Genomic DNA, 18691 nt, shown 5'->3' with positions numbered 1-18691 from the left:
GTCCAATGCAAACACAGCAAACAACACGGCAAGTCCCACTCACTTTCAGGGTGGTGGGCACGGACAAGACAATCGTCATTTCGGATTTCCACGCAGTGGTGGCCGGCTACACAGGCCGGGATCCAAAAGCGGTGCAACACCATATTGACGAGCTGGCTGCCATCGGCGTAGCCCCGCCCCCGGAGGTGCCCATGTTTTACCGCATGGACTCGGACCTCTTCGAGACCTCGGGCGAGCACGACGCTTCGGAAAACCTGACCTCCGGTGAGATTGAGCCCCTGTACATCCGCCACAACGGCCAGTACTACCTCGGCATCGGATCCGACCACACAGACCGTGACATTGAAGCCCGGGATATCGGCGATTCAAAGCGCGCGTGCCCCAAGCCGGTGGCCGCTGAGGTGATCGCCGTAGAGAACCTGGAAAATCTCGACCTCGACGAGTGCACAGCGCGCTCGTGGGTTGACGGAGTCCTGTACCAGGAAGGTTCGCTGAGCGGCCTGCGCAAGCCGGCCGACGTCGTCGAGCGTCTCCTGGCCCGGACCGGCATCGGCGACGCCGACTTCATGTGCCTCGGCGGCACCCTGCCGCTTCTGGACGGAAAGTTCATAGACGGAACTTCCTGGAAGTTGGAGCTCTCGTTCCCAAATGGGACCACCATTGAACATAACTACAAAATCAAGAAAGGCTCACTCTGATGAGGACCGGAAAAGAGTACCTGAAGTCCCTGAATGACGGCAGGACGGTTATCCTCGACGGCGAGGTTGTCGGCAACGTCCTGGAACACCCGGCCTTCGCGAAGGTTGCCCGGACCATGTCCGAGCTGTTCGACATCGCGGCTGATCCCGCCAATGGAATGCAGTTCCATTCGGAGGAAATCGGCGGGCCGGCAAACCGCACGTTCGCGGCTCCCCGGACCCAGGAAGAGCTGGTGCTGCGCCGGCAGGCCATCGAAAAGTGGGCCAAGCACACGCACGGCTGGGTGGGCCGCAGCCCTGACCACGTCGGCACGTTCTTTGCCGCGTTCGGTTCCCATCCGGAGGTCTTCAAGAACCACGAACGCGACTTCGCAGGCAACGTGGAGCGGTACTACAAGAAGATCCTGTCCGAGAACCTGTACCTTTCCTACGCGATCATCCCGCCGCAGGTCTCCCGCGCCACCACAGCGTCAGGGTGGGAAGGCGAATACCTGCAGGTCGGCGTCGTGCGCGAAACCGAAGAGGGCATCATTGTCCGGGGTTCGCAAATGCTCGCCACTGGCGCTGCGATCGCCGACGAAGTTTTCGTCACCTGCATCAAACCGCTGGGACCGGACGACGTCGACTTCGCCGTCAGCTTCGCCGTCCCGGTGGCCACCGACGGCCTGAAGCTTTACTGCCGCCGCCCGTTCGCGCCTGCCGCCACCAGCGACTTCGACTACCCGCTCACCAGCCACTACGACGAGCCGGACGCCCTGGTGGTCTTCGACGACGTGCTCATCCCCTGGGACCGGGTATTCATCAACCGGAACATCGACACGCTGCGCCGCCAGTTCTTCGAGACCGGCGCCCACGCCCTGGGCAACTGGCAGGCCCAGATCCGGTTCTCCACCAAGCTCAAGTTCATCGCCTCCGTCGCCCGCAAGGTCACACAGGTGAATGGCACGGACAAGATCCCCGGCGTGCAGGAGAAGCTCGGAGAACTTGCCGCAATCGTCCAGTCCGTCGAATCGGCCGTGCTCGCCGCCGAGTACACCGCAACAACGGACGACGCCGGCATGCGGGTTCCCGGGAAGAGCGCACTGTACGGGGCCATGGGCCTGCAGTCCGAGACGTACCCTCGAGTGATTTCCATCCTTCGCGACCTCGTGGGCGGCGGCGTGCTGCAGCTGCCCTCCAGCGTCGCCGACATGACCAGCAGCGTGACGCGGCCGGACATGGAACGCTATGTCCAGTCCCCCGGCGTCACCAGCGAGGAACGCGTCAAGCTGTTCAAGCTCGCCTGGGACATCATCGGTTCGGAGTTCGCGGGCCGCCACCAGCAGTACGAAATGTTCTACGCCGGCGCCCCGTTTGTAGTCCGGGGTGCGTACACCTACCGGAACTACGGCTACGACGCACTGGTCGCCGAGCTGGACACGTTCCTTGGTTCCTACAGCATTGCCGGCACCACCGAGTCGGAGGAGATCTGATCATGGCCAAGCCCGAATTCGAGTTCACGCCCACGGACTCGGTGGATTTTGCACCCTGCAACCCGCACATTGAGGGTTTGTCCGAGGCCATCCTGGCCCGGGACTCGGACAACGACTCAGTCACCCGAATCCTGAAGTTCGAACCTGGAACGGACACCTCCCCCAACGGCGTCCTCACCCACGATTTCTGGGAAGAAGTGTTCATTTTCGAAGGCTCGTTCGTTGACCAGCGCCTGGGCAGGACCTTCAAAGCCGGCGACTGGGCTACCCGTCCGCCCGGCATGGAACACGGCCCGTGGGTTTCCGAGAACGGTGCCAAGATGTTCGAAGTCCGCTACTACACGGATCCAGCACCAGCTGAGCGGAGCAACTGACATGAGCCTCGCACCGCTTTTCACTGTTCCCGATGCCATGGGGATGCGCCGGGCCATGGGCCGGTTCCTGACGGGCGTTGCCGTGGTCACCACCCAACACGAGGACGAGCAATACGGGATGACCATCAGTTCGCTGACATCCATCAGCCTGGAGCCGCCCGTCCTGATGATCTCGCTGAACTTCGGTACCCGCACCGGTGAGGCCCTGATGGAGAGCGGCAAGTTCGCGGTGTCCATCCTGGGGTCCAAGCAGGAGTCGATCGCGCGGCGGTTCGCGGTGCGCGGCGGTGACCGCTTCGGCGACGGAGACTTTGACGTCACCGAAAGCGGCCTGCCCGTGATCAAGGGCGCCCTCGCCCAGGCGGATTGCACCGTTGTGCAGAAGTACGACGTCGGCGATCACCAGGTCTTCTTCGGCCAGGTCACCACGTGCCGGGACCGGGACGGCGAGGTGCTCGCGTTCAAGGCCGGACGGTTCGGATCCTTCTCCGACTTCGGCCACGCGGAGATTCCGTGGATGTTCTGAGGAGTTAAACAGGTGGTGCCCGGCTCGTTCGAGCCGGGCACCACCTCTACCCTCCGGCTAGGCGATGGTCAGCTCACCCATGCGGTCCCAGCCACTGCCCTCGATCTGGCGGCTGATGATGTGCGGCGTTTCGGCGAGTGCCTGCGGCATGTCCGACATGGCCTTCTTGAAGTGTTCGCTGTTCACGTGCGCCTCGGCGGCATCGTCCTGGAAGGCTTCCACGAGGACGAACTCGTTCGGGTTCTCCACGCTGCGGGACCAATCGAACCACAGGTTCCCGGGTTCCGCGCGGGTGGCCTCGGTGAAGTCACCGACGAGATCCAGCCAGCGATCGGACCAGTCCGGCTTGACGTTGAATTTAACCACGATGAAGATCACGGTTGCTGCCTTTCGTTGCGTTGCGGTTTACCGTCCATGTTTACTGTCCATACTGTCAGAATTCCTGTACTTCCCTCCGCCGTGGAGATCCCAATGACGCTTTCACGCATTGCTGCCACCCTCAGCTCCACAGCCCGGAGGATATTGGACCCGGCGCACGATAAGGACCAGGTGGTGGAGGCATGTACGCGGACACTGCGCCCCCACACGTTGCGCCTTAACGGCAGGACATCCCGGCTTGCGGCGCGGCTGGACCATCAGCAGATTGGTTCGCTTTCGATCAACCGGCTGCACTACGGCGCTGCAGTCACGGTGTCGCCGGCGGAGCCCGACGAGAACAGCTTCCTGGTGAGCATGCCCGTCCGCGGCCGCGCACTTTTTCGCTACGGCTCGGAGACCGCCGTCGCAACGCCTGACAACGCAGTGGTTGTCGGCCCGTATGACCTCTTTCAATTCGACCTCGACGCCGACTACGACCAAGTGGTTTTGAGGCTGGATCGTCATCGCGTCGAGACCGTGGCCGGCCAGGCAATGACCACTGGGCCAGGCCGAAGAGTCGAGCTCCCCTTGTCCCTGGGGCTGCCGCCGGCCCTGCTTTGCAGCTTGATCGAAAGCAGCATGAGCATATCGACGGTGAAAGACTCCAGCTGGCAGCATCGGGTGAGCCTTCACCTTGAAGAGCTCATCATCGAGTCCCTCCTCATCCCCAGCGGAGACGTTGCCACCCCCTTCCAGCCACGGAGCCCGGGAGGGATTGCGTCTTTGCGTGTCCGCCGGGCAACCGAGTACATGCTGGAGCGTATTGGCGAACCAGTAAGCCTCAGCAGCGTCGCACGTTGCTGCGGCATCAGCATCCGCAGCCTGGAGGCAAGCTTTCGCCGCGAGCTGGACACGACGCCCGGCCAATGGCTGAAAATGAAACGGCTCGAAACCGCCCACCGGATTCTGCGGGAATCAGATCCGGACGGGACCAGCGTCACCGAGGTCGCGTTGCAGTGCGGTTTCTTCCATTTGGGTGAGTTCTCCACCCAGTTCAAGTCCCGCTACGGCACGACGCCCTCCGTTGTCCTGAAGGCTGCGCGAATCCGATAGGACCGCCGTCGTCTTTCCGATAGCGGCCCCGTCCGCCGTTGAACATACTTCGATGACAGGCAATTGATCCCGGATTCGGAGTGAACCATGAAGTTTGTCCTTGTACACGGCGCTTGGCACTACGGCGAAATGTGGGACCCCGTTCGCACCCACCTTGAGGCGGCAGGGCACGAAGTTCATACCCCTACTGCGGGTGGACTGGGGCCGAACGACAGCAAAAACGTCAACCTGAACGGTGCGGCCGAGCCGATCATCGAATACATCAGGGAGCACAACCTCAGCGACTTTGTGCTGGTGGGCCACAGCTGGGGCGGTTATCTGATCTCCAGGGTCGCCATTGAAATGCCCGAACGGATCCGACGACTCGTCTACTTTGCAGCGTTCGTGCCGGAGCACGGCAAAGCGCTGGTGGACGAGGTACCGCCGCACCTCCGGGCCGCCCTGCAGGCAAGCGCCGACGAACGCTCTGACGGCTCGGTGGTCCTGCCGTTCTTCGTGTGGAGGGACGGATTCTTCAACGATGGAAGCGCCGAACATGCCCAGGAAATCTACGATGTACTGCGCCCCCAGCCCTTCGGCGCATTCACCGACCCTGCAGACATGACAGGTTGGGAGCGCGTTCCCCAGGCGTTCAGTTACATCGCGCCTTTGGACGACAACGACATCACCCAGGGGGAATGGGGACGGCACCCCCGGCTATCAAACAGGTTGGGCGTCTTCCGGCTGGTCAGTATGGAAGGCAGCCACGAGGTCCTCCTGACAAACCCCGGGTACACCGCCCTTAAATTCATTGAAGCCGGCAGGGACTGAGCCGGATCGCGCCCCCTCCCCCGCTGCCCTTAACGCCCGACGGCGGCCCGCACGTGGGGTGCGGACCGCCGTCGAACGCTGTTTTTAGCGCGGTTGTACTACTTTGAGGTGCCCTGTGAAACGGAGCCCTGCAACTGGCGCTGGAAGATGATGTACACGATCAGCACCGGAACCACGGTCACGGTAACGGCGGCGAACAATGCCCCGAAGTCCACCGCGTAGCCCATCTGGCCGGCGAAGGCCGCCAGTTCCTGCGACAGCACGCGTGGGCCGGCGGCGTTGATGGACACCGGGATCAGGAACTGGTTCCACAGGCCCAGGAAGTTGAATATGGCCACCGAGGCGAGGCCCGGCTTGGCCATCGGCAACATGACCTGGAAGAACGTCCGCCACTCCCCCGCACCGTCAAGGGCTGCTGCCTCTGTGATTTCGTGCGGCAATGACTTGAAGAAGGAGAAGAGGAAGAACACCGTGAACGGCAGCGCAAAGCCGACGTAGACCAGAATCAACCCGGGCAGTGTGTTCAGCAGTCCCATGTTCTTCAGGACGAAGAACAAGGGAACCATGGCCAGGAAGATCGGGAAAGTCAGGCCGGCGAGCATCAGGTAGTAGATGGCCCTGCTGCCCGGGAAGGTGTAGCGGGCAAGCACGTAAGCACACATGGCGCCAAGGACCATGACGATCACCAGGGCCACAGCGACCACCAGCACGGAGTTCAGGAACGCAGCTCCGATGCCTGCTTCACTCCACGCCTTGGTGTAGTTATCCAGGTTCCACTGGGACGGCAAGGCGAACGGCGAAGCAAAGATCTCGCTGGACGTCTTGAAGGACGACATGACCGTCCACAGCAACGGCAGGATGACAATGAGCGTCCAAATGGTCAGGGCAGTGTGCGAGACCGCTCCCACCACTTTGTCGGACGTGGATGTTGCCGGGGTCCGCGGCTGGAAGTGCAGGGACTTCATTTCCGGAGTTGAAACTTTTGTCGTCATTACAGGCTCACATCCTTATCGCCGCCGGTGAGCCGGTTGACCAAGAAGACCAATCCGGAGAAGATCAGCGTTGCAATGGCCAGCACGACACCCATGGCGCTGGCGAGACCGAACTGCCCCTTGCTGAAGGCTGTGAAGAACAACTGCTGCGCCATGACCAGTGTGGAGTTGTCCGGACCACCGCCGGAGTTCAGTGCGGCCATGTAGACAAACGCGTCCAATGCCAGAATGCCCATGTAGATGTAGGCGGTCTGGATGTTGTCCCGGATCAGCGGAATGGTGATGGACACAGCGGTGCGGAAGCGGCCCGCGCCGTCGATCCTTGCCGCTTCGAAGAGTTCAGCGGGAATGCCCTTGATGCCTGCAACGAACAGGACCATGTAGAAGCCAACGAAGCCCCACACGATCACGAACATCGTGGCGATCATGGCAGTGTCCTTGTTGCCCAGCCAGGCGAAGTCCTTGAACTGGTCCAGCCCCAGCCCGGTAAGGATGCCGTTCAGCAGACCGCCCGAAGGATCGTAGATCTGCCCCCACATGATGCCGATGGCAATCGCGGGAATCGTGTACGGGAAGAATGACACAACCCGGTAGAAGCTGGAATTCCGGAGGCCCTTGATCTGCCCCTTGCTGCTTCCGCCAACGGTCACCAGGGAAGCCAGCACCAGGCTCAGGATGATGGTGATGATCGGCAGGAAAATAACCAGGAGGATGTTGTTCCCCATGGCTTTCATGAAGATATCGTCCGTGAAGATCTTGGTGTAGTTCTCCAGGCCGATGAAGTTCTGCGTGGGCGAGAAGCCGGACCAGTCCGTCAGCGAGTAGCCGAATGCCTGGATGAACGGCCAGATCACGAACAACAGGTAGATCGCCAGCGGAAGTCCGAGGAATACCGCGAAGAAGCTGACTTTGTCCCAGGTCAGCGGCTTGCGCCGCCGCTTGACCAATTGCTGTGGAGCTGCGGCCGGAACGACGGCGGCCAGGCCGTCGTCGTTCCGGCTCTGCTGTGTTTTCACTACGGTCACTTCACTTCGATCTTCTTGACCGAGCTGTCGTTACGGACCTTGTCGGTGATGTTCTGCAGTGCGGAGGTCAGGGTTGCAACGTCCGACTTGCCGTCCAGGAAGGTGTTCCAGACAACGAGCTGGTCCTTGTTGGTTCCGTAAAGGTCGATGAAGTTCCAGGAGTAGACGTCGTCGCCGGCATCGCCCAACATTTTGGTTTGCGAGACCAGCGCGGTGGATCCGAAGCCGTCCGCCGGAACGGTGTCCTTGACGATCGTTGGAGCCAACTTGGTCTTGGCGAAGTTGGTTGCAGCTTCCTTGGACAGCATGATGCGGAGCATTTCCTTGCCGCCTGCCGCGTTCTTGCCTTGAGACGGGACGATGTACGGTTCGCCGGCTGCGCTGTGGAGGGCGGTGTAAGGCATCTTGGGGCTGGCGCTGACCGAGGGCGCCGGGGCGCCCATCATGTTGAAGCCGGCCTTCGTCTGGTCCTTCATTTCGTTCTCGATCCACGAACCCGACGGGTAGAACACAGCCTCCTGGGCGTTGCTCCACTGTGCCTGGGCGGCCGTGAACTGCGTGCCCGAGCCGCCCGGCTTGAAGAAGCCGGCCTTCACGATCTTGTCCAGTGCGGTGAAGACGGACTGGATGGCCGGGTGCGACCAGCAACCTTCCTTGAGGTTTTCCAGCGCGAGGCGGACTTCGTCCCCGCCTTCCTTGATGGCGGACGCGATGGCGAGTTCCTGGTAGTAGGTGGCGGCTTCCTTGCCCCACACGAACAAGTACTTGCCCTTGGCTTTTGCCTGCTCGCCGAGCGCATACATTTCATCCCAGGTCTTGGGAACGGTCCAGCCGTTTTCCTTGAGCAGGGAATCCGAGTACCAGACGGCGTAGACGGTCAGTACGTAGTTCAGCGCGGCAAGCTTGCCGTCGAAAGTGCCCGGAGCCAGCACGCCCGTGTACAGGGTGTCCTTGATGACCTTGCCTTCGAGGTTCTTGGCCTCCACCACGGGGGTGAGGTCCTCGAGCTGGGCCAGGATGGTGCTGAAGCCGATTGCCTTGGCGCCGGAGTTGTCGATCAGGTCCGGCGGGTTGCCACCGACGAAACGGGGCTGGAGTTCCTGGGCGATGTCCGTGGACGGAGCGATCTTTGCGGTGGAACCCTCGTGCGTCTTTTCAAAGATCTTGCCGGCGAAATCCACGTAGTCGATACCGTAGCCGCCCTTGAAGATCACGGCGTCGAGGGTGGCCTTGTCAGCCATGCCGAACGGGTTGGTGTCGGAGACGGTGCCCGTGGGGCCGGTGGTGGTGCCGCCTCCCCCGGCAGCACAGGATGCGATGGTTCCCCCCATGGGCACGAGTACGGCTGCTGCGAGTGCCCCGCGCAGGAATCCACGGCGACCGACGGACTGGTGCTGAATGGTCATTTCAATACCCCTCTAGTGACTCGTAAGGCCGACTCCGGCGGCTAGGGCCGTCCAGTCGGACAGTCTGGGCTGACGCTCTGGCAGCACCAACCTTCGTGTGACATACTTCACCACGAATGATCGAAAATCAATATTTCTCCGCAGTTTCGATCAACATTTGTCAAAGCGTGATCTTTTCACGGTCCCTCCGCGAGAGCCTTTCCGCATTCCGTCCGGGACCGGCGATACACCCCGTCGGGATGTTCAGTTCCCTTTGGTTCCGCCCAATTTTCGACCATCCCGGACTCCGTCGCAGGGTCAGTGAGGCGGTTTTTACCGTCCGGAAACACTCCGGAGCGAGTGCGCGAAGCAATCATCCGCCGCGTGGTTCGCTCATCCAGGGAAGCAGTGGCATATCCGTGGGCTTTGCGCATCGCTTCACCGGCTCAGCGCGATCAGTGGGACGTTCCACAGCTGCGCCTGTGCTTTCGTATCCACCATCAAACCGCTCCTGACCAGCCCGGTGGCTGATGTCGCCTGGTATGCACTATCAATCTAGTCCGATGTCAGCGCCATGGGGAGGGGTGCATCAGCCGCCTTGCGGGCGCGCCAGCCGGGCCCAGCCGAGTTGCTCCTGCTGCTTGCGGCTCAGCGTGGCCACCACGAGGTCGTAGGAGTCCTCCACCATGTCCCGGACCATCCCGTCCGGAAGGGCACCATCCAGTCGGACACCGTTCCAGTGGGTCTTGTTCATGTGCCAGGCACCGGTGATTTCCGGATGGGCCGCCCTGAGTTGTTCGGCCAGCGCAGGCTCGCACTTCAGGCTCACGGACCAGTCGTCCGGATCCATGGAGGACAGCGCGAACATCTTGGCCTCGTGCCGGGCACCACCGGCGACGGCGGCACGGACCTTGAAGACCGATGTCCCGGGCCCGAACGGGAAGTCCTCAAAGGCGCCCGGGAAGCCAAGGCATATCTCACGGAGCTGGGAAACATCCATGGAGCGAGCCTACTGGAGCGCCACCGCTGCAGGTACGGCTACGCCACGCCCAGGAAGTCCTCAAGCAGCACCACTTCCAGCCCCGCTGCAAGCTGCGCAGCCCGGAAAGCAGCCAGGTCCGCGGCGAACTCTGCCCGGAAATGCATCAGCACAATGTCACCCGGTCGCAACGCGTTGCCCACTTGGTAGTCCATTTTTCCCGCGTTGGCCTTGGCTTCCCAGGTAATGATGGCTTTCATGCCGGCATCGGCAACGGCCTGGCGCATCACGTTGGAATATGCGCCTCCCGGCGGACGGAAAAGTGTCGGCCGGCGGCCATAGTGCTGGAGGGCGTACTCCTGCATTCCCACCATGTCATTGAGCTGCTGCTGAAATCCCCATTGGCGCACCATGTTGATGTTATGGGTGACCGTGTGGTTTTCCACCAGGCTGCCTTGGGCTTTGAAGGCGTTGAAGAACGCCGGATTGTCAGCGATGGTGTCCTTGGTGAGGAACAGCGACGCCGGGTAGTCGTATTCGGCCATGAGCCTGACCGATTCCGGGGTTTTGATGTTGCCGTCGTCGATGGTCAGAAAAACGACCGGGTGCTTTGTGGGGATCCTGGTGATGACTGGGGCGAGGCCGCCCACGACCGGCGGCAGCTGGAAGTCCGGAATGAAGGAGCGGCGGATCCGCTTCGTTGCTGCGGGGGTCGGCGTGGGGGTGGGCGTCGCCGTCGCCGAAGGGGAGGCCGCTGGCGTTGCCGTGTCAGTCGGCGCAGGCGCCGGCGTCGAACTTTCCGCCCCTTCAGCGGCAGTGCAGGCGGTTAGACCGGCCACCATGGAGGCGCCGAAGATACCCAAGGCGGCCCGTCTGCTGGGAATGGAAAATGGCATTGCAAAATGGTCGCCGGACATGGCCGTCCCCCGGGGCTGAAGAGATGAGTCAGCAGCAATCTAGCAGAAGAACCAGCGCAGGAATCACAAGCCGTAATGCCAGCCTTCACGCGCCGGACATGAATTCACCACGACGTCGAGGCCTGCGTCCATTGCGCGTTGCGTGGCGTCGTCGTCGAAGACTCCCAGCTGGAGCCATACCGCCTTGGCGCCGACCTCGATTGCCTGGTCGATGACCGCACCAACACGTTCGGAATTGACGAAGCAATCCACAACATCGATGGGGTGCTTGTCGAGGGGAATATCCCCCAGGCTTTTGTAGCCCTCCTCGCCGTGCACGTCCTCGCCCTTGAGGTTGACGGGGATGATCTCCATGCCCATCTTGTCCCGGACGTAAAGCGAAACGTCATAGGCCGAACGCCACTCGTTGTTGCTGAGGCCGACGATGGCCCACGTGCCTTTGGTCCGCATCAACCGTTCGACGACGGCGGGATCGTTGACGTGCATCATGGTCCAAGCCTACTGCCGTCCTCACGCGGGGAATCACGGACGTGGCTGTGCCGGATCCTGCCGTTTCAGCTGCTTCTTCCACTGCTTCAGTTTTTCTTCAGCGGCTTTGAGCTGCGCCAAGGCCTCCTTTTCGGAAGCTACGGAAAGGCCGTTGCCGGGCAGGGCGCCTGGGCCCGCCGGGCCGGGCCGCAGCCAAGGCGCCGGCGTGGTGGGCGCAGCGGGCATCGCTCCCGGCACAGCCTTGGCCGGTTGCGGCGCTGGCGGATTCGCGGCGGGCACGACGGCGGTGGCAGCAGCGGGCGCGGTTCCCGGCGGCGTCTGGGGTACTGCTTGGGATGCTGCCGGCGCCTGTTGCTGCGCGGGAATCGGGATCATCGTTGCCGGCGTTGGCTGCACCGGAGAGGGCTGCGGGATCGCGGCCGGATCCGCCGAGGGAGCCGGCGCGGTGCTGACCTTGGGAGCATCGGGAGCGGGCAAGGCGGGCGCTGCAGCGGCCCGATGCGGGGCGACAGTGCCCAGCAGACCCTCGAAGGACGGGCTCCGCGTAAAGCCTGAACTTGCGGCTGCAACACCGCTGGCACCAAGTCCCATAGCCGCAACCACGGCAACACTTACTACTGCGGTCCGGTGCTTATGCCGCCAACGTCGTTTGGAAACCTCATCATGCGGTCCCGCCAGCATGGCAGCGAGTTCCGCGCCGGGTGCAGGAGCCGCCGCGTCGGCAAGCTGACCCATGGCCAGAAGCGCCTGCCGAACATCGGACGCGTCGCTGAGACCGGCGTCGAGCAGCAGCTCGTCCACGATCTGCCCGCGGTCCAAATCCTTGTATGTCATGGCGACACGTATTCCTTTACTGCCGAATGCTCACGGAGGGTGATCAGTGCCCGCCGTTGCAGCTGCTTCACTGCACCGGCGGTTTTCCCCATGATTCCGGCCACCTGCTCCACGGTGAGGCCTGCAACGATGCGGAGCGTCAGGACCTCCCGCTGCTCTTCGCCGAGGTGTTCCAGCAACGCCATCACCTCGTAGGGGGCCAACCGCAGCATCGCCTCAGCCTCTGCCGAGCTCGCTTCGCGCGCATCCCGCTCGGGCTCAAACTCGTGCTGGTCAGGTGTCCGGCTTTCCTTCCTGTGCTCATCCACCATTCGGGCGTGGGCTACCGAGAAGATAAAGGTCCTGAGGCCGTTGACGCCGCCATTGATCTCGTCCAGGCGTGGAAGGACAGCGAGGAAAACATCCTGCGTGGTTGCTTCCGGGTCCGGGACGCCTTTGGCCGTCAAGTACCCAAGAACCTGGCCCGCATAGGCCTGGTAAACGGCGCTGAACAGTTCCGCGTTATTGCCTTGGAGTGCGTGAAGCGCTTCGTCGGTCAATGCGTCGGTCACAGATTTCGGACTTTCGATCGGCGGTTGGTCCAGGCTGGGAGCCAGATCATCCGATTCCCGCAACGGACGACCCCACCAAGAGTAACTGCTCTGCCGGGCCTGCCAAAGGACGAACCCTTGACCGGCAGGAACTCCCGGACATGGAAGAGCCGGGCTGGAAGATGATGGGGGACAAATTCCAACCCGGCCCTTTCACAGACGTAATCGTCGGAGCGCGGCAAAGGGTTACGCGGGAGTACAAACTTTTTTTGGAAGCCTTTCCGGCGCCGTTCAGCGCCGGACCGGGCGGGGTTGCCGGGGCAGGGACAGACTGGCCCTACTGCCCGTGGATCAACCACTGCGCCGTACGGATGACCGCTTGGTCACCGTGCACTGTTCGAAGTCCCGCAATATCAGAACGCGTGACGGCCGCACCCTCGAACAAGCTCACAATTGCGGCGGCCGCTGCGTTGGCTTCCTGGTCCGGGAGCTCCGGCCTTCCCCTGCGGACCAGACCCTGCACGTGCGCGGTGTACCGGGAATAGAAGCCCCGCAAGGCCCCGGCAGCTGCTTCATCCGAGGCGGCCAGCGCCCAGATCTCCAGGTGCATCCTGACGTCGGCCATGTCGGAGTGTTCCCGGAGCAACGCGGTCAGGAGCCGCTGTGACTCATCCATGCCAAGCCCGCCGGCAGCCTCCGGCGCGAGGTCCACGTCGGTGACGTCATTGAGCCGATGAAGCGAGCGCTCCAGCGATCGCTCAAGGACCGCGCGAATGAGGTCAGCCCTGGTGGGAAAGTAGTGCTGGAGGTGCCCGACCCGCACCCCGGCGGCGGCTGCGAAGTCCCGCATGGCAGCGTTTGCGTTGCCTTTGGTAACCAGCACTTCTTCGGCCGCGTCCAGAAGGGCCGCCCTGCGCAGCGCGCCCTTGCTTTCGGTCATGACCTCAATATTGTCACACCGTATGACTCGAGTTTGGCGAGCTGCGCAGCCGGTTCGGGCGCCGATTCGGGAAAGGAAACGCCGGGCCGCGCATCATCGCTGAGCACCGTGTGGAGCCCAAGAAGTCCACCCGCTGCCGTCAGGTGGGCCTGCCCCAGGGGATCGGTGATAGTGGCAGTCCCGGTGCCGCCCGGACCAGTCACTTCCACCCGGATATGCGCCGTCCCGCCCGATCCCGGGGAGTAGAGCAGCGAACGACGCAGCGGCGCCCATTTCTCGCCGCTGCCCCACCGGAACAGCCCCACCGCGCGCGCGGCGAGCAACGCCGTCGTCGATGTATTGGAACTGAAGCCGATCCTCGTTGCCACAGAACCTGCACCCAAGGTGAGCGGCAGCGTGAACTGCTCGGGGGTGTCAAGCCTGGCGACTTTGGTGCGGTGCCCGGCGATATCCACCCAGCGCGTGTCGGTCAAGGGACGTACGACGGCGGCCTTGCCGCCTTTGCGGGCTTCGAACTCCAGTCCCAGCCGGTCCATGAAGTCAACGGAGTCGGCCCCGGCCTGGTCATTGATGTCATACCTGATGGAAATGTCCACCTCGGCTGCTCCGCCCACTTCCCGGGCCAGGGCTGCCGCCACGGTATTGGTGACGCCACCCATCCACCCCGAACTGAGCAGCACAGGCGCCGTGGGCTGCAACAGGGTGGACAGGGTGACGGCCCGGGTGACCCGGCTGGTCCAACGGGTGACGTCAACGTACGGAATCCCGGCGCTTACAGCTGCCCGAAGCACCCTGTCATCGGGGTCATTGACTGTACTGATTACTGCCCGGACCCGTGCTTCGAAGGGCTCGGACTGGTTGAGGTCCCATGCCCGGACAGTCACTCTGTCATTGGTCAGGTGGCTCCCGCGGTCCGGGTTCCTGCCGGTCAGGAGAAGCGGCCACTCCCCCTGTGCATGCTGCGTGAGCGCTGCGCCGACCGTTCCGTAACCGCCGACAATCAGCACTGGACCGGAGGTATCGAGCTTGAGATGATCTTTCATGAATCTGATTTTAGGTCATATGACCTAAAAATTGAAACAGCCCGCGGAGTGGTGGCGCAGCAAGGGGCCCGCGCCTAGGCTGCTGGTATCTACCCCGAGCACCATTCACCAGAACGCAGAGGAGAGATCATGACATTGCCCCCAGCCCACGAGCCCGAGCCGTTCCCGCCCGACCCCGGCCCCGTACCTCCGCCACCGGACCCCACGACGCCGTTTCCTCCGAGCCCCATACCGGACCCCAATCCGACGCCGGGACCATCACCGATTCCCGACCCCGGCCCGGTTCCCCCACCCCCAACCCGGACCCCACCTACTAGTCACGCCGACCCCTGTCCCGCGCAGGAGGAGCCACCCCCGCAAATAGTCAGTAGGCTTACGTTTGATCCCATCGGCTGACCGATGCGAACGAACAGGAGTTCACATGACGCGATCCGAGGAAACGGCTCCCCTTTCCACGCGCAACAAACCCAAGCCCGACCTGTGGAAGGACTCACTGGGTCGGACGGCTATCCGTGCCGCCCAGATTCTCCTGATTCTGGTCGTGGCAGTAGTGGTGGTGTTCGCGCTGCTGCAGATCCGGCTGCTGGTGATCCCGGTCCTTGTCTCACTGATCCTGGCCGCCGCCATCGGCCCGTTCGTCAACATGCTCCGGCGCCGTGGCTGGCGTGGCGGTCTCGCCACCGCCGTCGCATTCCTGGGACTGTTGATTGTCCTGGGCGGCGTTGTGAGCATCATCGTCCTGTCGGTGCGCAGCCAATGGGACGAACTGATCAGCCAAGCGGCAGAAGGCCTGGACGAGCTGGAAAACTTCCTGCTCACAGGGCCCTTCCCCCTGGATCAGGAACAGCTCAACCAAGCCCGGCAAGCTGTAGTGGACTTCGCCCAGAGCAGCCAAGTGCGCTCCGGTGCCGTGACCGGTTTGTCCGTGGTGACCGAGTTCCTGGCCGGCGCGAGCCTCATGGTGGTCATACTCTTCTTCTTCCTCAAGGACGGCGCCAAGATCTGGGACTTCTTCCTGCGTCCGTTCAAGGGCACTCGCGAAGCAAAGCTCCGCCGCGTTGGCAAACGGACCATGGAAGTACTGGGCGGTTACGTACGGGGGACGGCGATTGTGGCTTTGGTGGATACAGTCGCCATCGGAGCCGTGCTGCTGATCCTCCAAGTGCCGCTGGCCATCCCCCTGGCGATCATCGTCTTTATTGGCGCGTTCATCCCCTTGGTGGGTGCTACCGTCGCCGGCATTCTGGCGGCGTTGGTGGCCCTCGTGGCGAACGGTCCGATCGTGGCACTCATCGTGGTCATTGCAGTGATCGCGGTCAACCAGCTTGAGGGCGACCTTCTCCAGCCGGTGGTCATGGGCAAGTCGTTGCAGTTGCACGCCCTGGTGATCCTGATGGCACTGACGGCGGGCACCATCCTGGCCGGCATCATCGGCGCCGTCCTCTCTGTACCCATCGCCGCGGTCACCTGGGCCATCGTGCAGGTGTGGACGGCGGAAGACCTTGACCTTGAGCCGGTCAACCCGGACCTGCCGCCGGCCAACAGCCAGCCGGTGTAGCGGCCGCCCAAGCTGGAAGTCCGACTGTCAGGCGAGTGCCTTCTTCAGCAGTTCGACGATCTTCGCTTCAACAGCCGGCGTGATCTCCTTGAGGGCGAACGACGTGGGCCACATGTCGCCGTCGTCAAGCTTTGCATTCTCCTCAAAGCCGAGCGTGGCATAGCGGGCCTTGAACTTATGGGAGCTCTGGAAGAACACGATGTTCTTTCCGTCCCGGGCATAAGCGGGCATTCCGTACCAGGTTTTCGGGGTCAGTTCCGGCGCGTGTTCCTTGACCAGGGCGTGCAGGCGTTCGGCCATGGCCTTGTCCGCTTCGGGCATCTCGGCGATCTTGGCCAGGACATCGGCCTCACCGTCGGCTTTGGAGGCCTTCTTGCGCGGCGCCTTCTTCAGCTCCTGCGCCCTTTCTTTCATGGCCGCCCGTTCGTCCTCGGTGAAGCCGTCGTAGGACTTTTCTTTGGTAGCCGTTTGCTGGTTGTCCGTCATGGCGGTCTCTCTCCCCTGGTCTTTTTGCTTGACACCATCAACGCTATGACCCGGCGGCCCGTGGGGCTTCTCCAAAACTGCTCGATCGGAAACTTCGTTGGTCGCTTGGCATTGAGAGCCGGGACGAGCAAGCAGTGGGTGCGGTTTTCTTGAGGGTTTCCTGAGGAAGTGTTGTGGGTTTGCAGGATTGGTTCTTGATCCAGGCCCGGCAAAGTATTTCTTGTCAGCCACACAGGCTGAAGAAACGGCCGGCCGGTCTCACGGTGGCCACACGAAAGGACACTGATCCCCATGGCCATCAGCCTCAAGACCACCTCCGGCAAAATCCTCGCCTCCGTCGCACTGGTCGGCACCGCAGCCGCCGTCGCCGGCATGGGAACCTACGGCGCGTTCACCTCCTCCACCTCCGCCTCCCAAGCCGTCACCGCAGGCACCGTCACCATCGCCCTGGGCGCCCCCGGACCAGCCAACACCCTCAACGTCCCCATCGCAGGCCTGCTGCCCGGCGACAAAGTCGAAAAACTCGTCACCCTGGCCAACACCGGCAACTCCGACCTGAACAACGTCACCCTCACCACCTCCGCCGGCGCCACCGCCTCCCTCCTCACCACCGACACCACCAACGGGCTGCAACTGACCATCGAAAACTGCTCCACCCCCTGGACCGGCACCGCCGCCCCCTACACCTGCGCCGGCACCAAAACCACCGTCCTGGCCAACGGCCCCGTCATCGCAGCGAACAAGGTCCTGAACAACCTCACCTCCCTGACCTCAGCCAAGACCGACAACCTCAAAGTCACCACCGCGTTCCCCACCACCGCGGACAACACCTTCCAAGGCGCCACCTCCACCATCGCCTTCGCCTTCACCGGCACCCAACGCACCGAAACCACCAAATAAACCACCCCAAACCCCGCCGGGCCTGATCGGTTTCCTTTCCCCCCAGCCCGATCAGGCCCGGCGAGCCCTGAAACTCCAACGGCCCCGACACGCTTATGCAGATGGCGTATCGGGGCCGTTGGCCTGTTCAGAGCACGAGGGAAGTGCTATGAGAATCGCCCTGGACGGAACGTCGCGAGCATCGGGTGCTTCTCGCCGGTCAGGATTTCTCCGGAGAGCAATTCACCCGCAATGAGCCCCAACGTCGCACCGGAGTGTGTGAAGGCAACGAAGCAGCCCGGCACCTGGCCCAGTTCGCCGAACACGGGCTCGCCGTCCCCCGGAATGGGCTTGTAGCCGATTTTCCACGACGCCGGCTTCAGTTCCGGGTTGCCTGCAATGAGTTTGGAAGACTCGTCGGCCAGCTCCTGGACCACCTCATCGGGGATGGTGAATGAACCGTCGGCGTGCTCGGTGATGCGTTCCTCGTACCAGTCGTGATCCAGCGCGAACGTATTTCCCGGGTTGGGGCGCACAGCGGCCCGCGGCGTGTTCATCACAGCGGTGACATTGTGCTCCACCGGCTTGGTCACCACAAGCATGGACACCGGGGAACCGTTGGGAATGTCGACGCCCAGAGCCTTGACGACGGCGGGTGTTGCGGCACCGCAGGCAACCAGGACGGCGTCCGCGGCGTACGTATCGCCTGCCGCGGTTTCGACGCCGGCGGCCCGGCCGCCGTCGACCGTCACCGAGACTTTTCCAGCGTTCAGAACGAGGTTGCCACCCAAGGCGTGGAAGTCTTCCATCAGGAAGTTCACCAGGTCCGGGAGGCTGACCCAGCCTTCGCCCGGGTTGAAAATGGCGTTTTCGGGAACAGCGCGTGCATCAATACCCGGGGTGACCGACTCGATCTCATCCGGATCCAGCAGTTTGGAGTCGTAGGCGATGGACTTTTCGTAAGCGTGCCGGGCTTCCGTGACTTCGCCCTGCCCGGCCGCGTTCCACATGAGTCCTCCCCCGAATTGCAACCACTCGCGGCTGGGATCGGTAGCAAAGAGCGTGCGGTACCGGTCCACCCCGGCTACGCGAAGCTGGTGGTAGGGCGTGGAGCGTTCACCGGCCGAGTTGAGCCAGGACAGAGAACGGCCCGTAGCTTCGCTGGCGAGGCCCTGCTCGCTCAGGAGGGTCACAGAGGCGCCCTGGCGGAGCAGGTGGACTGCGGTGGAGACGCCCAGGATGCCGCCTCCGATAACGGCAACGTGCTTGGTGGAGGACATGGTT

Annotated in this window: 21 protein-coding genes; 8 read left to right on the top strand and 13 right to left on the bottom strand. The window is 62.8% G+C overall.

Annotated elements, in window-relative coordinates:
* The first annotated feature begins 5 nt into the window (after positions 1-5).
* From PYR64_RS00850 to PYR64_RS00835, 4 genes are read left to right on the top strand one after another with little or no spacing between them, the layout of a single operon-like run.
* Complete coding sequence (locus PYR64_RS00850; RefSeq protein ID WP_018780004.1) at positions 6-698, top strand: DUF2848 family protein; 693 nt, start codon at positions 6-8, stop codon at positions 696-698.
* Complete coding sequence (locus PYR64_RS00845; RefSeq protein ID WP_275777771.1) at positions 698-2170, top strand: 4-hydroxyphenylacetate 3-hydroxylase N-terminal domain-containing protein; 1473 nt, start codon at positions 698-700, stop codon at positions 2168-2170. Before PYR64_RS00850 ends, PYR64_RS00845 begins: the two co-directional genes overlap by 1 nt.
* Before the next feature lie 2 nt (positions 2171-2172).
* Positions 2173-2544, top strand: a complete 372-nt coding sequence (locus PYR64_RS00840) for a cupin domain-containing protein (protein WP_018780006.1) — start codon at positions 2173-2175, stop codon at positions 2542-2544.
* 1 nt (position 2545) lies between these two features.
* A complete protein-coding gene (locus tag PYR64_RS00835; RefSeq protein WP_275777769.1) occupies positions 2546-3070 on the top strand; it encodes a flavin reductase family protein in 525 nt (174 codons plus the stop codon).
* 57 nt (positions 3071-3127) lie between these two features.
* Here PYR64_RS00835 and PYR64_RS00830 read toward each other — a convergent pair whose 3' ends face one another.
* On the bottom strand, positions 3128-3448 hold the full coding sequence (locus PYR64_RS00830) for a putative quinol monooxygenase (RefSeq protein WP_018780008.1): 321 nt from the start codon (positions 3446-3448) through the stop codon (positions 3128-3130).
* Positions 3449-3541: 93 nt separating this feature from the next.
* Between PYR64_RS00830 and PYR64_RS00825 the strand changes: the two genes are divergently transcribed.
* Positions 3542-4540: an AraC family transcriptional regulator gene (locus PYR64_RS00825; protein ID WP_275777766.1), complete on the top strand. Its 999-nt coding sequence runs from the start codon at positions 3542-3544 to the stop codon at positions 4538-4540.
* Between the two features lie 87 nt (positions 4541-4627).
* Positions 4628-5350, top strand: a complete 723-nt coding sequence (locus tag PYR64_RS00820; protein WP_275777764.1) for an alpha/beta fold hydrolase — start codon at positions 4628-4630, stop codon at positions 5348-5350.
* 98 nt (positions 5351-5448) lie between these two features.
* On the opposite strand, the gene PYR64_RS00815 is transcribed toward PYR64_RS00820, so the two are convergent.
* The 10 genes from PYR64_RS00815 to PYR64_RS00770 form a co-directional block, all read right to left on the bottom strand.
* Complete coding sequence (locus tag PYR64_RS00815; protein ID WP_018780011.1) at positions 5449-6342, bottom strand: carbohydrate ABC transporter permease; 894 nt, start codon at positions 6340-6342, stop codon at positions 5449-5451.
* A complete protein-coding gene (locus PYR64_RS00810; RefSeq protein ID WP_026267481.1) occupies positions 6342-7358 on the bottom strand; it encodes a sugar ABC transporter permease in 1017 nt (338 codons plus the stop codon). Before PYR64_RS00810 ends, PYR64_RS00815 begins: the two co-directional genes overlap by 1 nt.
* A gap of 5 nt (positions 7359-7363) precedes the next feature.
* Positions 7364-8773 carry an N-acetylglucosamine/diacetylchitobiose ABC transporter substrate-binding protein gene (gene ngcE, locus PYR64_RS00805; RefSeq protein WP_018780013.1) on the bottom strand — a complete coding sequence of 470 codons (1410 nt, stop codon included), beginning with the start codon at positions 8771-8773 and terminating at the stop codon, positions 7364-7366.
* Between the two features lie 568 nt (positions 8774-9341).
* The gene (locus PYR64_RS00800) at positions 9342-9752 is read right to left on the bottom strand and encodes an MmcQ/YjbR family DNA-binding protein (protein WP_275777761.1); all 411 of its coding nucleotides are present in this window, start codon (positions 9750-9752) and stop codon (positions 9342-9344) included.
* 38 nt (positions 9753-9790) lie between these two features.
* Positions 9791-10627: a polysaccharide deacetylase family protein gene (locus PYR64_RS00795; protein WP_275777759.1), complete on the bottom strand. Its 837-nt coding sequence runs from the start codon at positions 10625-10627 to the stop codon at positions 9791-9793.
* 84 nt (positions 10628-10711) lie between these two features.
* Positions 10712-11137, bottom strand: a complete 426-nt coding sequence (locus PYR64_RS00790; protein ID WP_275777757.1) for a CoA-binding protein — start codon at positions 11135-11137, stop codon at positions 10712-10714.
* A 33-nt stretch (positions 11138-11170) separates the two neighbouring features.
* Positions 11171-11971 carry a hypothetical protein gene (locus PYR64_RS00785; protein ID WP_275777755.1) on the bottom strand — a complete coding sequence of 267 codons (801 nt, stop codon included), beginning with the start codon at positions 11969-11971 and terminating at the stop codon, positions 11171-11173.
* Positions 11968-12522, bottom strand: coding sequence for a sigma-70 family RNA polymerase sigma factor (locus PYR64_RS00780; protein WP_039239583.1), 555 nt, complete (start codon positions 12520-12522; stop codon positions 11968-11970). Before PYR64_RS00780 ends, PYR64_RS00785 begins: the two co-directional genes overlap by 4 nt.
* Before the next feature lie 316 nt (positions 12523-12838).
* Complete coding sequence (locus PYR64_RS00775; RefSeq protein WP_055977132.1) at positions 12839-13441, bottom strand: TetR/AcrR family transcriptional regulator; 603 nt, start codon at positions 13439-13441, stop codon at positions 12839-12841.
* Positions 13438-14484, bottom strand: a complete 1047-nt coding sequence (locus tag PYR64_RS00770) for a hypothetical protein (protein ID WP_055977134.1) — start codon at positions 14482-14484, stop codon at positions 13438-13440. Before PYR64_RS00770 ends, PYR64_RS00775 begins: the two co-directional genes overlap by 4 nt.
* A gap of 421 nt (positions 14485-14905) precedes the next feature.
* On the opposite strand from PYR64_RS00770, the gene PYR64_RS00765 reads away from it, so the two are divergent.
* On the top strand, positions 14906-16042 hold the full coding sequence (locus tag PYR64_RS00765; RefSeq protein ID WP_275777752.1) for an AI-2E family transporter: 1137 nt from the start codon (positions 14906-14908) through the stop codon (positions 16040-16042).
* 27 nt (positions 16043-16069) lie between these two features.
* On the opposite strand, the gene PYR64_RS00760 is transcribed toward PYR64_RS00765, so the two are convergent.
* Entirely contained in the window at positions 16070-16528 is a 459-nt protein-coding gene (locus tag PYR64_RS00760; protein ID WP_018780023.1) for a DUF1801 domain-containing protein, read from the bottom strand.
* A 291-nt stretch (positions 16529-16819) separates the two neighbouring features.
* Here PYR64_RS00760 and PYR64_RS00755 point away from each other — a divergent pair, with 291 nt between their 5' ends.
* On the top strand, positions 16820-17428 hold the full coding sequence (locus tag PYR64_RS00755) for a TasA family protein (RefSeq protein ID WP_064723919.1): 609 nt from the start codon (positions 16820-16822) through the stop codon (positions 17426-17428).
* A gap of 146 nt (positions 17429-17574) precedes the next feature.
* Here the strand turns inward: PYR64_RS00755 and PYR64_RS00750 are convergent, their stop codons facing one another.
* Positions 17575-18687 (bottom strand): FAD-binding oxidoreductase, encoded by a 1113-nt coding sequence (locus PYR64_RS00750; protein WP_275777749.1) that lies wholly within the window; start codon positions 18685-18687, stop codon positions 17575-17577.
* Positions 18688-18691: the final 4 nt, after the last annotated feature.

It is taken from the genome of Paenarthrobacter sp. Y-19, from assembly GCF_029223985.1.
Taxonomy (GTDB): Bacteria; Actinomycetota; Actinomycetes; order Actinomycetales; family Micrococcaceae; genus Arthrobacter; species Arthrobacter nicotinovorans.
Note: the sequence above shows the minus strand (reverse complement) of the source record. Positions and strands in the feature narration are given on the sequence as shown.

Coding starts and splice junctions, on each gene's coding strand:
- PYR64_RS00850 (WP_018780004.1), top strand. CDS start 6: ATGCAAACACAGCAAACAACACGGCAAGTCCCACTCACTTTCAGGGTG.
- PYR64_RS00845 (WP_275777771.1), top strand. CDS start 698: ATGAGGACCGGAAAAGAGTACCTGAAGTCCCTGAATGACGGCAGGACG.
- PYR64_RS00840 (WP_018780006.1), top strand. CDS start 2,173: ATGGCCAAGCCCGAATTCGAGTTCACGCCCACGGACTCGGTGGATTTT.
- PYR64_RS00835 (WP_275777769.1), top strand. CDS start 2,546: ATGAGCCTCGCACCGCTTTTCACTGTTCCCGATGCCATGGGGATGCGC.
- PYR64_RS00825 (WP_275777766.1), top strand. CDS start 3,542: ATGACGCTTTCACGCATTGCTGCCACCCTCAGCTCCACAGCCCGGAGG.
- PYR64_RS00820 (WP_275777764.1), top strand. CDS start 4,628: ATGAAGTTTGTCCTTGTACACGGCGCTTGGCACTACGGCGAAATGTGG.
- PYR64_RS00815 (WP_018780011.1), bottom strand. CDS start 6,342: ATGACGACAAAAGTTTCAACTCCGGAAATGAAGTCCCTGCACTTCCAG.
- ngcE (WP_018780013.1), bottom strand. CDS start 8,773: ATGACCATTCAGCACCAGTCCGTCGGTCGCCGTGGATTCCTGCGCGGG.
- PYR64_RS00800 (WP_275777761.1), bottom strand. CDS start 9,752: ATGGATGTTTCCCAGCTCCGTGAGATATGCCTTGGCTTCCCGGGCGCC.
- PYR64_RS00795 (WP_275777759.1), bottom strand. CDS start 10,627: ATGCCATTTTCCATTCCCAGCAGACGGGCCGCCTTGGGTATCTTCGGC.
- PYR64_RS00790 (WP_275777757.1), bottom strand. CDS start 11,137: ATGATGCACGTCAACGATCCCGCCGTCGTCGAACGGTTGATGCGGACC.
- PYR64_RS00785 (WP_275777755.1), bottom strand. CDS start 11,971: ATGACATACAAGGATTTGGACCGCGGGCAGATCGTGGACGAGCTGCTG.
- PYR64_RS00775 (WP_055977132.1), bottom strand. CDS start 13,441: ATGACCGAAAGCAAGGGCGCGCTGCGCAGGGCGGCCCTTCTGGACGCG.
- PYR64_RS00770 (WP_055977134.1), bottom strand. CDS start 14,484: ATGAAAGATCATCTCAAGCTCGATACCTCCGGTCCAGTGCTGATTGTC.
- PYR64_RS00765 (WP_275777752.1), top strand. CDS start 14,906: ATGACGCGATCCGAGGAAACGGCTCCCCTTTCCACGCGCAACAAACCC.
- PYR64_RS00760 (WP_018780023.1), bottom strand. CDS start 16,528: ATGACGGACAACCAGCAAACGGCTACCAAAGAAAAGTCCTACGACGGC.
- PYR64_RS00755 (WP_064723919.1), top strand. CDS start 16,820: ATGGCCATCAGCCTCAAGACCACCTCCGGCAAAATCCTCGCCTCCGTC.
- PYR64_RS00750 (WP_275777749.1), bottom strand. CDS start 18,687: ATGTCCTCCACCAAGCACGTTGCCGTTATCGGAGGCGGCATCCTGGGC.